General features: G+C 37.2%; 14 protein-coding genes. 3 read left to right on the forward strand and 11 right to left on the reverse strand.

The annotated features are described in order from the left end of the window. Positions 1 to 46: 46 nt before the first annotated feature. From ABMA79_RS00810 to ABMA79_RS00845, 8 genes are all read right to left on the reverse strand, one after another. Positions 47 to 868, reverse strand: a complete 822-nt coding sequence (locus ABMA79_RS00810) for a hypothetical protein (protein WP_393089471.1) — start codon at positions 866 to 868, stop codon at positions 47 to 49. A 48-nt stretch (positions 869 to 916) separates the two neighbouring features. Next, complete coding sequence (locus ABMA79_RS00815) at positions 917 to 1,462, reverse strand: hypothetical protein (protein ID WP_393089474.1); 546 nt, start codon at positions 1,460 to 1,462, stop codon at positions 917 to 919. A gap of 113 nt (positions 1,463 to 1,575) precedes the next feature. Continuing rightward, positions 1,576 to 2,418, reverse strand: a complete 843-nt coding sequence (locus ABMA79_RS00820; RefSeq protein ID WP_040314013.1) for a pyruvate, water dikinase regulatory protein — start codon at positions 2,416 to 2,418, stop codon at positions 1,576 to 1,578. Positions 2,419 to 2,459: 41 nt separating this feature from the next. After that, positions 2,460 to 3,419, reverse strand: a complete 960-nt coding sequence (gene miaA / locus ABMA79_RS00825; protein WP_393089476.1) for a tRNA (adenosine(37)-N6)-dimethylallyltransferase MiaA — start codon at positions 3,417 to 3,419, stop codon at positions 2,460 to 2,462. Further along, a complete protein-coding gene (gene mutL, locus ABMA79_RS00830) occupies positions 3,416 to 5,107 on the reverse strand; it encodes a DNA mismatch repair endonuclease MutL (RefSeq protein ID WP_393089479.1) in 1,692 nt (563 codons plus the stop codon). The genes miaA and mutL overlap by 4 nt, the downstream gene beginning before the upstream one ends. An 8-nt stretch (positions 5,108 to 5,115) precedes the next feature. Continuing rightward, entirely contained in the window at positions 5,116 to 6,021 is a 906-nt protein-coding gene (locus ABMA79_RS00835; RefSeq protein WP_392857279.1) for a diguanylate cyclase, read from the reverse strand. A 111-nt stretch (positions 6,022 to 6,132) separates the two neighbouring features. Continuing rightward, positions 6,133 to 7,359 (reverse strand): hypothetical protein, encoded by a 1,227-nt coding sequence (locus tag ABMA79_RS00840; RefSeq protein ID WP_393089482.1) that lies wholly within the window; start codon positions 7,357 to 7,359, stop codon positions 6,133 to 6,135. Beyond that, positions 7,359 to 8,492, reverse strand: coding sequence for an acyl-CoA dehydrogenase family protein (locus ABMA79_RS00845; protein ID WP_392857276.1), 1,134 nt, complete (start codon positions 8,490 to 8,492; stop codon positions 7,359 to 7,361). The genes ABMA79_RS00840 and ABMA79_RS00845 overlap by 1 nt, the downstream gene beginning before the upstream one ends. A gap of 250 nt (positions 8,493 to 8,742) precedes the next feature. Here ABMA79_RS00845 and ABMA79_RS00850 point away from each other — a divergent pair, with 250 nt between their 5' ends. Continuing rightward, positions 8,743 to 8,916 carry a hypothetical protein gene (locus ABMA79_RS00850; protein WP_021266092.1) on the forward strand — a complete coding sequence of 58 codons (174 nt, stop codon included), beginning with the start codon at positions 8,743 to 8,745 and terminating at the stop codon, positions 8,914 to 8,916. A 119-nt stretch (positions 8,917 to 9,035) separates the two neighbouring features. Continuing rightward, positions 9,036 to 9,731 (forward strand): hypothetical protein, encoded by a 696-nt coding sequence (locus ABMA79_RS00855; RefSeq protein WP_393056573.1) that lies wholly within the window; start codon positions 9,036 to 9,038, stop codon positions 9,729 to 9,731. Here ABMA79_RS00855 and ABMA79_RS00860 read toward each other — a convergent pair. From ABMA79_RS00860 to ABMA79_RS00870, 3 genes are read right to left on the reverse strand one after another with little or no spacing between them, the layout of a single operon-like run. Further along, complete coding sequence (locus ABMA79_RS00860) at positions 9,728 to 10,279, reverse strand: hypothetical protein (RefSeq protein ID WP_392857273.1); 552 nt, start codon at positions 10,277 to 10,279, stop codon at positions 9,728 to 9,730. The genes ABMA79_RS00855 and ABMA79_RS00860 overlap by 4 nt on opposite strands. Further along, positions 10,266 to 11,003, reverse strand: a complete 738-nt coding sequence (locus ABMA79_RS00865) for a flagellar motor protein MotB (protein WP_393089485.1) — start codon at positions 11,001 to 11,003, stop codon at positions 10,266 to 10,268. The genes ABMA79_RS00860 and ABMA79_RS00865 overlap by 14 nt, the downstream gene beginning before the upstream one ends. 2 nt (positions 11,004 to 11,005) lie before the next feature. Beyond that, a complete protein-coding gene (locus tag ABMA79_RS00870; protein ID WP_392857269.1) occupies positions 11,006 to 11,788 on the reverse strand; it encodes a motility protein A in 783 nt (260 codons plus the stop codon). A 309-nt stretch (positions 11,789 to 12,097) separates the two neighbouring features. Between ABMA79_RS00870 and ABMA79_RS00875 the strand changes: the two genes are divergently transcribed. After that, positions 12,098 to 13,984, forward strand: a complete 1,887-nt coding sequence (locus ABMA79_RS00875) for a hypothetical protein (RefSeq protein WP_393089488.1) — start codon at positions 12,098 to 12,100, stop codon at positions 13,982 to 13,984. Position 13,985: the final 1 nt, after the last annotated feature.

Below are 13,985 nucleotides of genomic sequence, written 5' to 3' on the forward strand. Positions count from 1 at the left end.
CTTATATAAAGAGAGGCTCCGTAAGGAGCCTTTTCTTATATGTAGGCTAGTAAAACATCAATTTTAAAATACTATTCCAACGAGCGTGCATAACCTTAACGTTACGAACATACTCTCTTGGAAATCCTGTTTGGCCCTTTTCTAGGTCCATGTGAAAAACATTCCATTGCATATTGAGATCACCAAGGCGATCGATAAACCAGCGTCTATCGAGTTCTGGAATCATCTTTAATTCCAGAGGTGAGAGGAAGTTATCAAGAAATTGTTCAAAAGATGGCTTTAACTCATTTGGAATAATGTAGATGAAGGCATCATTTGAATAGTTATACATCTTACCAACGTAATTCTTATACTTTTCAATATGAGGAGTAGAAGTCGAGAAATTAGTACCCTCTGTAAGGTGAAGAAGTTGAATATAAGACTGAATCCTTAGGTTGAGGTTATCGATATTATCAAGAAGAGAGATAAGGTTGATATAATCATCAACATTTCCGTACTGCTTACTTGGTAGAGAAATAAAGTCTTCTCGTAGCTTTTTGATATTTCGCTCAATTGCTTGAATAAGCGGAATGACTTCCTTTATGTGTTGATAGCAGGTCTTTTGATTTTTCTTGCAATCACTATATGCACCATCAAATTGAAGAACGAGTTTTAATGTGTTCTCTCTTAAGTTGATAAAGTCTTGAGATGTGTAGGTGATTCTTTTTACGATATAGTAGAAGTCATTCTTGATTGAACGAAGCTGCGGACGTACATAGCGACGATAGCTATAATCACTTAGCTTTAGTTTTGATGAATCAAATTTGAAGTACGGATACTCGGCAAAACTTGAAAGCGTTAAAAGAATGGCAAAAATTATTTTCTTCACTTCTTAAATGATTGAAGAGGTGGCGCAAAATGTCAATGAAATGAACTCTTAACCAACCAGATCGAGGTCTGCTTGAGGAGAAATATGACTTAGTTCAATGAACTTTGGTTTCTTTTGAAGAGAGCGAAATTCTTGAACCCAGCTATCAGTGTTACAAAGTGAAATTGAAATATTGTGTCTTGGAATTTTATTCTTTGCTAAACTTCTCGGAAATAATCTTAATGGTGCTCCATGAAGCTTGAAGTGAACATCGAGGTGAGAAGGAATCTTACCTGAATAAATAAGGGCCAAGCAAATAAAGGCACCGGCATTTGATGTTTCAATTTGGATTCTATCGCTTTTAACTCTTTTAATAAGAGAGAGAAGGTCATTTGAATATCTTTCGATTTCTTTTGTATTTAAGTTTTCAAACTTGAAGATGTCTTTTCTGTTTTTAGCAGTCAGAACTCTTTTTTCATTCTCTGAAAAATTAAGGTGAGAAAAATTATTCATCATCACTTCATCAAAGGTAGGCTCTTGAGTATCGAATTTATAAACTACATCAGCTCCAGCACCTTTAACTTTGATTTTTCCAGAAAATAAGACCTTAGACACAACGAACCCCGTAGTTACTAAATTGATAATGTTATTTAGTTAATCGGAACGATTGGGTATTAAGTTAAGTAAATTTCCTATAAAATTTGAAATTTAACTAATTATCATGGAATTTATTCGTCAGACTCACTCATTAACTGCTTGAAAATATTATTCTTTCTCATTTGAAGCAGTTTCATGATATCTGTGGCCGTCTCTTCTAGGGCGCGGTCAGTAACATCAAATACCGGCCATCTCTTATTCTTGCCAAAGATCTCATTGGCCCATTCGAGTTCCTCGATTACTTTATTCGTGTCCGCATAATCACCTGTGTGCTCAGTTGCGCCAAGTTTATTTAAACGGTTTTTACGAATTGAATAAAGTGCTTCAGGGTCAATCGTTAGGGCAAAGATTTTTCTTTGGTCTATTTCAAAGAGTTCTTTTGGAAGATCTTGTCCATTGATAATAGGGATATTTACAACCTTGATTCCGTGTTGAGATAGGTACACTGAAAGAGGTGTTTTTGATGTACGAGAAATCCCCACAAGAATAACATCTGCTAGGTGGAGAGTTTCAACATTCCTTCCATCATCGTGGTTAAGCGTAAACTCCATGGCCGCAACACGGTCAAAGTATTCTGAGTTCACAGCGTGTAGAAGACCTGGCTCACTCTTAGGTTCTTGATGAAAGTAATTAGAGAAAGTCGTTAAAACTGGCCCCATTAGATCAAGGGAGCGCACATGCTTTTGCATTGAGATTTCTTTTGTATATTCTCTAAGTTCTGCTGAAACGATTGTATAAATTACGAGGTCGTGATGAATAGCTGCTTCGTCAAAAATTGATTTAATTTGTTCCTTTGTGCGAACATTTTTAAAACCTGTATAGAAGACTTCGCTTTCTGGGAATTGTGTCATGGCCGCGCGACTAATCGCTTTTGCTGTTGAACCTGTTCCATCAGAAATAATAATTATTTTCATCTTTTTCAAAATTTAGCCTCGATTTAATTCTTTAATCTACTTTATTCAAGAATGAAGTCTTCGACAAGGTTATAGATGTCATTTCGCTGACTTAATGGGTGAAAGCGAGATAAAGGAGTCACTTTCTTTAGGAAGGTTTTTTGAGACTTCGCAAGTCGGCGAGTTGCAAAATAAATCTTCTCGATTAATTCCTCTTCAGATGTGATCTCACCATTTAAGAATTGGATGCTTTCTTTGTAGCCAATGGTCTTTAAGGCCTTAAGTTCAGCATGATGCTTACTATCTCCCATGATCTCTTTGACTTCATCTAATAAACCTTGAGAGAGCATCTGCTTTGTGCGTTTTAAAATAATTTCCCAATGTTCTTCTTTTGGTAAATCAAGGCAGATATTTAGAGTTTCCCAACCGTGAATATTTGTTGAAAAGTCATAGGCTCCTTGGTCATCGGCCTGCTTCTTTTGCTCAGAGATCTTCTTGCCCGTCATGCGGTGATACTCGTAGGCACGAGTGCGACGATAGTGGTCGTTCTCATGAAGGTTCTCAAGAGATTCAGGATCGTGAGTCTTAAGGTAGTCGACAATTGGCTCCATACCTTCTTTCTCATAGAGCGCACGGGCCTCTTGTTGAATGGCCTCATCTGTTGATTCCGACTCGTACATGCCACGAATTAAACTTCTAAGGTAGAAGGCACTTCCTCCAACAAGAATAGGAATAATTCCTCTTGCATGTAGCTCATTGATTTTATTCTTTGCTAGCTCCACAAAATCGGATGCATTAAGTTCATTCGTAATAGGGGAGATACTAACGAGGTGATGGGTAACACCGTCCATTTCTTTCTCGTCAGGTTTAGCACTTCCAATATTTAATTCATTATAAAAGAGGACACTATCGAAATTGATAACGTGACATTTTTCCAAACCAATTCGCTTGGCAAGCTCAATGCTAATGCCTGTCTTTCCGGAGGCCGTAGGCCCTAATATAAGAATCAATTTCTTTGTCATTTTAATAATTTTCTCAATTTCTTTGGTGAGATTTTCTTTGCAATTTTCTTCTCAACAAGATCGTAGAATGAAGTAAATGAAAGGAGTTTTCTGACCTCATTCACTTGAAGCTCTAAATCTTCAAGCAGTTCACTTCCGTTAATAATATTAGTCGCAATCTTTGCGTAAGGAAGGTCTTCAAATACATGAGAGACAGATCTTAGAACACATGTGTGTCCATCAAGACGCTCGATCTCAATTCCCATTGTCATATATTGCGCAAGATTTTCCATATCTGAGATATCTTTTGAGATAGGCTCAGAAATTAACAGAGGAGTCATATTATCAATATCAATTTGTTCACAAGCTTCGTCTAAGAAGACCTGTGCATCCACGAAGTATGGACCTCTTTCAACGTGATTAAAGAGAAAGACATTCTCTCCTAAGGCCGAAATCGTAAGCTCACTTTGTTGGCCACTAGCATTTTCTCCAAACAGAGAACTCTGGCCATGAAAGTCCGTTGATTGATTGAGTTCATTTTGAAATCTTTGAAGATTCAATCCACCACCAAAATTGTCGGCAACGATATTATCTGCACCTTGGTTGAAGAGGGCACTTGAAAGAGAATTAAAATTCGCTTCTTCCTCATTCATCTCCAATGAGTGATTTTCTGTAATATGATCTTGATTCTCTGAAATGAGTTTCTTTGCTGTTGCACTCGTTAGAGAGAAAATCTCATTACTCTTTAAAAATTTAATAATGGTTTTATTAGGGTGAACGTTTACATCAATTTCATTTTCGGGAACCTTAAATTGCATGATGTAGTCACCTGTTAGGCCCTGAGGCCAAAACTTTTCCATATTTCGAATAATAATTTGATGGATCTTCTTATCAGTAAAAAGGCGGTTGTTTACAAAGAGAAACTGTTGCTTACCGCTATAACCTTTAGAGGCATCTTTTGAAATATAGAACTGACAACTTGAACCAAGATACTCACCATAGGACTGAAGTATCTCAGGTCTATTTTTACGAGACTTCTTCTTAAAAATTTCACCAACACGATTAACTGTATGTTCTTGAGCTCGGTAAATATCTGGGTCTTGATCATCCCAAGTGATAGAGAATTCAACTTGTGGGTAATTAATTAAGAAAGAATTGATAACACGTTTAAGTGCATTCTTCTCACTTTGACCGGACTTCACAAATTTTAAACGAACTGGCGTATTGAAGAAGAGGTCTTTGACATAAGTCGAAGTCCCACACTTATGTGTTGAATACTTTGAATGCTCAACTGTTCGCGCACCGTGAATGACATACTTTGCACCTTCTTCTGGATTAGAGCGAGGGGCAGAGTGGCAAGAGATACGTGCAACCGAAGAGATGGAAGCTAGAGCTTCTCCACGGAAGCCAAAAGTATTGAGGCGATAAATATCTTCAAAATTATTTATTTTAGAAGTTGCGTGACGGCAGAAGGCGTAGGGGAGTTCGTCAAAGAACATTCCGTCGCCATTGTCTTCAATTGCAATGAGGTCAAGTCCTGCATTGATAATAGTAACTCGAACTTTAGTTGAGTTTGCATCAATTGAATTTTCTAGTAATTCTTTAAGAACATTGGCCGGGCGTTCAACAACCTCACCGGCCTTGATTTGATCAATTAAGTGTTCGGGAAGAAGGTTAATTCTATTTTGTGTATTTTCTGATATTTCCATTGTACGAACTAGTCGCGATAGAAATTAACCTGGTTTCTTCCACCTTCCTTGGACTTGTATACTGCAGAGTCGGCCCTTTTAAATAGGTCTGTCCCACTACTAACTCCCTGTCTGTAGTCTGAAACACCAATCGATGCAGTTACCGGTAACTTATTATCGTCGTAAATGAAATCGTGAGTCTCAACGGCCTTTCTTAGGCGCTCAGCGATTTCGTATGATTGTTTAATATTTGTCTTTGGAAGTAGGACAACAAATTCTTCTCCACCGTAGCGAGCAAAGATATCTGTTTCTCTAATTCCATTTGAACGGATAACTTCTGCTAGTTCTTTTAAAACGTAGTCACCAGCATCATGTCCGTAATTATCATTAAGTTTCTTAAAGTGATCTAGATCGAAAACAATAAGAGAAAGTGGAGTACCTGTTACTTTTGACTTCTTTACTTCAATATCAAGTTTCTTATTGAAGAAAGACTTGTTGTAGCAAGCAGTTAGTCCATCAGTATTAGCTTCTAGTTGAAGCTTATCATATGTAAGTCTTTCTGGATCACCTTTTGGAAGGTATTTTAGTGCCATTGCACCCATCTTAATGATGTCACCTTTTTGTAATTCAGTAGGGGCCTCAACTTTACTGTTATTTAAGAAAGTTCCATTTCTAGAACCAAGATCAACTACCTGATATCCATCTGCTGATGAAACTAGTTTAAAGTGCTCTCTTGAGATTCCATTAAATTCAAGTGGAATATCACACTTTGCACTTCGACCAACTGTAATCTCTTCTTCTTTTAAATCGAAAAGAGTACCGTTTAAATCACCACCAACAACAAGAAGGGCCGCAGGCTTATCTTCGGCTTCTTTATTCGCTGATGCTAGGGCAGCTTTAATGTCAGTTAATACTAGAGTAGCGTCATCACTCATATTCGTCCTTTCAGTACTTTATAATAGATTGTTTTCCCTGTAGATTTTAACTAGCGCCCCGATTTTAATCAAGATTGGAAAACATTTCTATCTGTCTAAATCGAGTATTTCTCATAGGTTATCGAGCCATTCAAAGCTATATATTTTTCCGGCCTCAACTCCAGGTTGGTTAAAAGGATCAATATTTAGGCAATAACCTGTGATAGCTGTCAAGTACTCGAAGAATACAATCAACTTGGCCAAACCTTGTTCGTTTAGCTTTTCTATTTCAAAAGTAATATGTGGAACTTTTTGTTCTTCTAAAGCTTTCTGAGTTCCATAGAATTCCGAGTCCATTAAGTTCTTCAGTGTGTACTTTCCGAGTTTTTGTAATTTCGGATGATTGAATGAATTACTTAATCTAAAATCGTTTTCGAACTCTTTAACATGGATAAGTAGCATCACTTTATTAAGTGGCCCTTCCATGAATAGCTGCATTTGTGAATGTTGATCAGTTGCACCATATGAAGGAATTGGAGTCATTCCAATTCGTGAACCATCTTCTTTCTTCTTACCAAGACTCTCGGCCCATAGTTGGACGAACCAATATGCAAAGTTCTTCATCTTACTCGAGTAAGGCATGATGACTGTTTGATCGTAGCCTTGCTCTTGATGATTTAAGAAAGTGCTGGTTACTTCTTTAAACTCTTGTGACTCTTTTAGTGAATGCCCATATTCAAGTCCGCTCTTACAAAGAGCGTGAATATCAATCCCTGCAAAAAGGGCAGGGAGAAGGCCTACAGGAGTCAGGACACTAAAACGGCCACCAATATTTGTTGGAATATCTAGTGTTGTAATACCAAGTTCATCTCCAAGCTCTCTCAGTTGAGAGGTTTCAGGGTCACTTGCAAAGACAAAGTAGTTCTTAAAATCTTCTTCTTTAATTCCACTCTTAGCCAATTCATTAGCAAGGATTGCAAATGAAGCAAGAGTCTCTGCCGTTCCTCCAGACTTTGAAACCACATAGATTAGAGAATTTTTTAAATCAATACTTTCTAATAATTGGTTCGTGTCATCTGGATCAATATTATTAAAGAAATAAAAACGGCGTTTCATATCTTTTTTAAGTGCGCTTACAAGCATCTCTGGGCCAAGTGCACTTCCGCCAATACCAACTTGGATAAAGTCACGACGGTCACTATATTTATTAAATATATCAACACATTGTTGTGGATAATATTCTTCACTTAATTTTGTCACAAATTCAAAGCGAGGGTTCGTTTGAAATTTTTCAATTTCCACTGAGACTTGCTCTGACTTGTCTTGTTCTTGAATAAAGGAGTTAATTGAAATTTTCATTAGGCTCCGTATTCCTTTTTAAGAAGGCGAGAAATGACAACTTTTTGAATTTGATTTGTTCCTTCTACAATTTGAAGAACTTTTGCATCTCTCATAAATCTTTCAACAGGATATTCTTTTGTATAACCAACACCACCAAGAATTTGAACAGCGTCTGTTGTTACTTTCATTGCTGTATCACTTGCACGCATCTTTGCCATTGAAGCAAGTTTTTGATTAGAGGCTCCATCATCAATTGACTTAGCAGCAGCTTGAACAAGTAGTCTTGCGGCCTCTACATCACAGGCCATATCGGCCATCATGAATTGCAGTCCTTGGAAGTCAAAGATTGGTTGCTTAAATTGTTGTCTCTCTAGTGAGTATTTAATTGCTTCATCAAGTGCACGAGTTGCACAACCTACAGAGATTGAACCAATGGCAATACGTCCCTTATCAAGGCCACTCATTGCAACTTTAAATCCTTCTCCTTCTTTTTGAAGAAGGTTCGCCTCTGGAACAAAGCAGTTTTCAAAAAGAAGTTCGCGAGTAGGTGAGATATTCCATCCCATCTTTCTTTCTTTTTTACCGTATGAGAATCCTTCCATTCCATCTTCTACGATAAATGCAGAAACACCTTTTGCTCCTTCGCCACCAGTTCTTGCCATGACGATATATGTTTTAGCAATACCACCTGAAGTGATCCAAAGTTTTGAACCATTTAGAATATATCCACCATCAACTTTCTTTGCAGTCGTTTTAAGTCCTGCTGCATCTGAACCAGCGCCTGATTCAGAAAGTGCGAAAGCACCAATTGCCTGACCACTAGTTAATTCAGGAAGGTATTTTTGCTTTTGTTCTTCGTTCCCAAATGTATCGAGGATAGATTGAACCATTGATGAAACTGAGATTGTCACAGCATAAGCAACTGAAGATTTTGCAATTTCTTCTAATGCATAACTATAATCTTGAACAGGAAGATTTAGACCTCCATATTCTTCTGAAACAGTCATTCCTGTGAAGCCAAGCTCTCCAAGCTCATTGAAGATTTCCATGCGAAACTTACCTTCAAAGTCATCGTGCTCCATATGTGGCTCGATTTTTTCAAGGCGAAAACGCTTTAGTCCTTCAACGATCTCTTTTTGCATCTCATTCATATCTATATCCTTTTGAGTTCTTAAGTAAGTTCTTTAAGTCATTTAATTCATTATAAAATCCACCTACAGTACCAAATAAATCATAAATGGTTAAATTTTATGAAATTCAGTGTGAGGTGCTTGAATTCTTAAACGTAATTACAGTATGTTAGAAGGTATATCCATTAACTAGGTTTTATTTAATGAATTTGTGCGATACAATAGTACAAAGGGTGAAACTCCCTTCCTAGGCGCTAGCAAGGAGAATACAATGAGACACGATATCAATTTGGCCCATTCTGATAAGGCCAATGTAGAAGAAGTTGAGTTAACGAATTCGTTTCCCTACATGCTCTTGATTGCCTCAATGGCCGTGATCACTATCATGCACTTAATTCTGTATCCATTAGCAAAGCAATTTGCAGCGAGCTTCGCTGGATTTTAAGTGTCGTGCCACAGAATTCTGTCGCTAAAATCTTAGTCACTTCTAAGCTAAGTATCTGATTTTATAACTTCACTACTGAAATTCTTCGTTTCTATCCCGATAACTTTTATAATTTGAATATGAAAACACTACAAGAATTTAGACCAACTCACAAAAATGTCATCAGCAACGGAAAAGCAAAGAAAGTTCGTGTTGCTAGCAAGAATAAGAAGAAGGCCAAAAAGGGGAGCTCTTCTTTGAATCTTACAAATGTAGCACTTGCACTCTGTGCAGTTCTTATGGGTGTTGGACAATATAAGAAGTCATCTGAAGTTGCTCAGTTAAAAGAGGCGAATGTTTCTTTAACTAAAGAGATTGCAGATCTTCAGATGAATTCGATGAAATATATGGCAGACAAGAAGATCCAAGAAATTTCAAAGGAAACATTAAAAAGTAAAGTTGCCCACGTGGATTCATTGAATGCCATTATTGCAAAAAGCAAAGTTGATCTCGCCAAGGCCAACCTTGAAATTGATAAGCTTAAGAACTTAAAGATGTCTGAGCTAGAGTACAAGACTCAACTTGCACAAATCGAAAATGAATACCAAAAACGTCTCGATGCACACAACAGAGCAAGTACTGAAACGATCACTCGTATGGGACGTAAGATGATGGCCGAAGTTGATAGTGCTGGTCTAAAGACGCGTGCACCAGCAAGTGCTACACGTCATGTTGTTCAATTTAAAGGAAATAAGCCGGTGAACGCTAGAGTACTTACTAACCAAAAGGGTGCTGTTGAGTCAGATGAGTGGCGTTCAAATAATATGGAGTTCTAATTGTTCTCAAATTTTGAAAGAAGATTCATGGCCATATCCTTTCGATAAGTAATGTCGCTCGGTAGGGCCCTGAAGTCCATGACATCGATCGTACTCATAAATTCCTTATAGCGTTTCGAAAGATCTTCTCGTGTCTTGCCAATAAAGAATACATCCAGGAATGTAATATTATTTCTAGCAATCGAAATTTCTCTCATACTGTTAAAGTAAATAGCCATATTCTCAAGATAGAGTAGAGCAGCGATACTTTGTTCTTCATTAGTTGAGCTGTTTTTTAAGTCACGCTCGTAGAGAGAATAGATAAACTCTTCAATTGTAGTAACGTCAATTGGCCTTGCAACAGAGATAATTTGTGTGATATCGCGTCTAAGGCACGACTGATACTCTGTCTGCTTATCTTGTTGGATGCACTTGTCGTAATCTATCTTATTTATTCTTTCTTGTGCCACTGAAGGAACTAGAAAAAGATAAGTTGGAATCGTTACTCCTAAGAATACGACAAATACAACGATAAATTTTATAAAGTCTTTAAGCTTATTTCTTGTCATTAAAATATATCCCGAATCCAAATTTGATTTTAGATTTTGGATCTTTAGGTTCTACAACTTTAATAATAACTCTTCTATTTGGGTTAAAGAAAACTTTCTTTTTATTTTTTTCTTTTAACTTTTCTAGCTCTTCTTTCGTAATAAGAGGTTCAGAGTCACCCTTTGTTGTAGCAGCAAGTGTCGTTGGAGGAAAACCAAAGTACTCAAAGCGAGAAAGAACTTTTGCAGCTCTAACTGCTCCTAATTGCCACGGGCCTTCGATCCCTGGAGCAATACTTCTTTCATCAGAGTCAGTATGTCCTTCAATCATAATACGATAGTTAGGGTTCTTTGTTCTGATAATATCAATCATTGTATCAAGAGATTGAATACTGCTCTTACTTAACTTAGTACTCCCTTCAGGGAAGAGGATACTACTTGAAAATGAAATAATTAGCTCATTATCAACGAGTGATATTTTACTATTTTTTTCAAGTTCAGGGTGCTTTGATATTTCTTCTGTTAGCTCTGATAATTCTGTTTCTGAACTTTTATACTTGTCCTTTTGAAAGGAAGTTGAGAGGTCCTTTGCTTTCTTGTTAAACCCCACTGGATCGTAATTAGCAAAGGCCATCATCAGAATGAAGAAACATGCAATTAGGGTCATCATATCTGCATATGATGTCATCCAATCGCCTTCACCGCCCCCGCTATCTTGTTTTACTACTTTTTTCTTAACTGCCATTATTAACTCGCTGATTTCCAGTCTAGTCTTTCAGTTGGTAAAAGGAATGAGTTTAGCTCTTCTGCCACAAGAACAGGGTTAGACTTGTCTAGGATATGCTTAATTCCTTCGATGATGATATTGTCCTTAGTTTCCATTTGAATTTGGATATCTTCTAAGTTCTCAGCGATTGGAATGAATCCTAAGTTGGCAATGATTACTCCATATAGTGTTGTAATAAGACATACACCCATGGCCGGCCCAATCATTTTCATGGCATCGGCTCCACCAAGGTTGGCAAGAAGTACGATCATCCCAATTGTTGTCCCCATCATTCCAAATGCCGGAGGGAATTTACCAAGAGTCTTAATCTTTCTTGTATCTTCACTACGAATAGCATGCATATTAACTGCACGTTGTTCGAGAATTTCGATAATCTTTTCTTTTTGAAGGAATCCGTCTGCGATTAACTCAAGTCCTTCCTTTAGGAACTCATCACTTGCTTTACCTGGTAGGTTCTCTGCAGCTTCCCCTGAACGGTAAGCTTCACATATTTGCATGATCTCTTTGATAACTTCGGCCGAATTGACCATTTTTCCACCAAGAAATTGCTTAAGGAAAATTTTAAAAAGAGCACCAATCTTATTTAGTTGGAAAGCTACGGAAGTAGCAGCGAAAGTTCCACCTATAACAATAAAGAGGGATGGCCCATCAACGAAGAGGCCTAAGTTACTCGAAGACATTCTTAGCCCAGCAAAGAGAACACCGGCCGATATTATTAGTCCAATTAAAGAAAAAATATTCATTTATTCACCTTTGTAAATATTCATAACAAAATTTTACTATTTTTAACTACTTAGGTTAACTCTCTACGATATGGTCACTTTTTTCCCATCGTATATTAAAGTACTTAGAGCATTTTACTCGTCTATGTAGAGGCAACTATGGTTGGCATCGGTCCTCAAGATTGAAAAGTTAATGATTTTACCAATAATCACTGTTCGGAATAATTTTCCTTTAATTTTAAGAACTTAAAATAGTTATATTTTTATTCTATTATTAACGAAGTGACGCTATGAGTTACGTGCAATAATTTCACAATGTTTGGTATTGAGATGAATAAATTTTTAATGATTTTAAGTTGTTTTTTACTTTTTAGCTGTGTTGGTAAGGTAGAGGATGCAAATTCTGAATTAACAAAGGGGATTAATGATGGGGAGACTGTCATTAACTACACTGGGATTCAAGATGCTTTTCCAATAGCACATGATAAGGTTGAAATTTACTTCCCGCCGTCTAATCTAGACCCGTTAAAAGTAACATATATCATCAATTACGATGGTGCTATCGCTCCAATCACTGTTCCAGGGCGAACTCTTGTTCCTGATTATCGTGGATTTCTTCGCTATACAGTAACTGGCCTAAATATCAATGAACAATATGTTTTCAACGTTCAGGCAAAGGACGATAAGGGGCAACAGTCTGTAAACGATGCCTTTAAATCTGTGACGACGTATTCGAATCAGACAGCAAACTTTACTGGAATTGGTAGTATTAAAAATCTATCTGGTGGAGCTTCTAAGAACTCATTATTAATTGAGTGGCCGGCAGCAGAGCGTACAGGTGGTTATATTCCTGAAGACTCAGATGTTTCAAAATATGAAGTTGTCTTAATTAACTCTGATACAGCAACTCCAGTTGCTTTTGATGATACATCATTTACAGCACCAACTCGTATTGTGAACTATGTTGATGGAAAGAAGATTTCTCAACAAGTTAACGGTCTTCTTCCTGGAACAACTTACTATGTAAGAGTAAGAGGTATTCACCACGGTTTTAGTAAGTATAGTTCTGATCCAAGTTACTTTTATGAGAAGAATAATAGCTACTTAAGTGCAACGACACTAAGTGATAGTGTCGGTGATATTCAAGTTGACCTAGACTCTTTTGAAGTGACGACTCCAAGTAATAGTACTGGTAAAACTTCTCTTGATTTAAGTTGGGCAACAGGTATTGGTGCCATTGATCATTATCGAATTTACTATAAAGAAAATGGAACAGGTGAGGCGTGGTCGACTTACAAGAATAGTCGCGACGATATTTGTAATGGCCAGGAAACGACTGATCCTGCCTACTTTTGTAAGCAAGTTACATATGAAGATAGCAAGTCAAAACTTGTTGAGCTAGAGCCTTATACTTCATATGAAGTATATCTTATTATGTGTCTAGACTCTCTATGTTCACCAGGTAAGTCTATTATTTATAATTCTCCAAATGTTTATCGCACAAGCCCACCGCTTGTAAGCTTTTCTGGGATTACAGAAATTAATAATCCACGCTATCACTGGGCACTTAATGAAATCTACTTAAGCTATGAGCCAGTTGATCTAGCAAGTGGTGTTATCGATGGAATGTTAATTGAGGTCAAAGGAAGAAGTTCGGGGGAACCATTTATTGATACATTCATTAACTTTCCAGATGGAAATAACCCTACGTCATTAAATCCATCAACTCTTGATTTTACTAATGGTACGGAAGTTTCAATTAGAGGGATCGATATTAACTCGACGGAAGAGTACTGCTTCGCTCTTTTACCATTCGTTTACGTTGGAGATGTTGTTACGCCAAATCGTGACTCTGAAGTTGTGAGTTGTATTGTTCCACAAGTTATGACTCCTACATATGAAGACTTTACTGGAATTAGCTCTCTGTACTTTGATAGTTCAAATAATTCGGCGGCCATTTCATGGACTCCACCTGAAGAGGGTGTATACGACCGATATGTTGTCTTTATGAAGACAACTACTGGAACATTCAGTTTCAGTGATGCTGTTAATGGCGACAATGACTACTTAAGATTTGAGGCAGAAGAGAATGCACTTGGAATTACGATTCCTTTCATTCCTGCAGGAACATATTACTTTGGTGCCCTTACTTATCTGTACCAAGAAGACAAATACTCTGAATTTAACAATAGTATTCAAACACTGGTGGTTGAGTAAT

It is taken from the genome of Halobacteriovorax sp. HFRX-2_2 (genome assembly GCF_043196705.1).
Lineage (GTDB): Bacteria > Bdellovibrionota > Bacteriovoracia > Bacteriovoracales > Bacteriovoracaceae > Halobacteriovorax_A.

Excerpts from the sequence above, each read along its gene's own strand:
- ABMA79_RS00845 (WP_392857276.1), bottom strand. The coding sequence starts at position 8,492 with ATGAATGAGATGCAAAAAGAGATCGTTGAAGGACTAAAGCGTTTTCGC.
- ABMA79_RS00875 (WP_393089488.1), top strand. The coding sequence starts at position 12,098 with ATGAATAAATTTTTAATGATTTTAAGTTGTTTTTTACTTTTTAGCTGT.
- ABMA79_RS00855 (WP_393056573.1), top strand. The coding sequence starts at position 9,036 with ATGAAAACACTACAAGAATTTAGACCAACTCACAAAAATGTCATCAGC.
- ABMA79_RS00860 (WP_392857273.1), bottom strand. The coding sequence starts at position 10,279 with ATGACAAGAAATAAGCTTAAAGACTTTATAAAATTTATCGTTGTATTT.
- ABMA79_RS00870 (WP_392857269.1), bottom strand. The coding sequence starts at position 11,788 with ATGAATATTTTTTCTTTAATTGGACTAATAATATCGGCCGGTGTTCTC.
- ABMA79_RS00850 (WP_021266092.1), top strand. The coding sequence starts at position 8,743 with ATGAGACACGATATCAATTTGGCCCATTCTGATAAGGCCAATGTAGAA.
- ABMA79_RS00865 (WP_393089485.1), bottom strand. The coding sequence starts at position 11,003 with ATGGCAGTTAAGAAAAAAGTAGTAAAACAAGATAGCGGGGGCGGTGAA.
- ABMA79_RS00820 (WP_040314013.1), bottom strand. The coding sequence starts at position 2,418 with ATGAAAATAATTATTATTTCTGATGGAACAGGTTCAACAGCAAAAGCG.
- miaA (WP_393089476.1), bottom strand. The coding sequence starts at position 3,419 with ATGACAAAGAAATTGATTCTTATATTAGGGCCTACGGCCTCCGGAAAG.
- mutL (WP_393089479.1), bottom strand. The coding sequence starts at position 5,107 with ATGGAAATATCAGAAAATACACAAAATAGAATTAACCTTCTTCCCGAA.
- ABMA79_RS00840 (WP_393089482.1), bottom strand. The coding sequence starts at position 7,359 with ATGAAAATTTCAATTAACTCCTTTATTCAAGAACAAGACAAGTCAGAG.
- ABMA79_RS00835 (WP_392857279.1), bottom strand. The coding sequence starts at position 6,021 with ATGAGTGATGACGCTACTCTAGTATTAACTGACATTAAAGCTGCCCTA.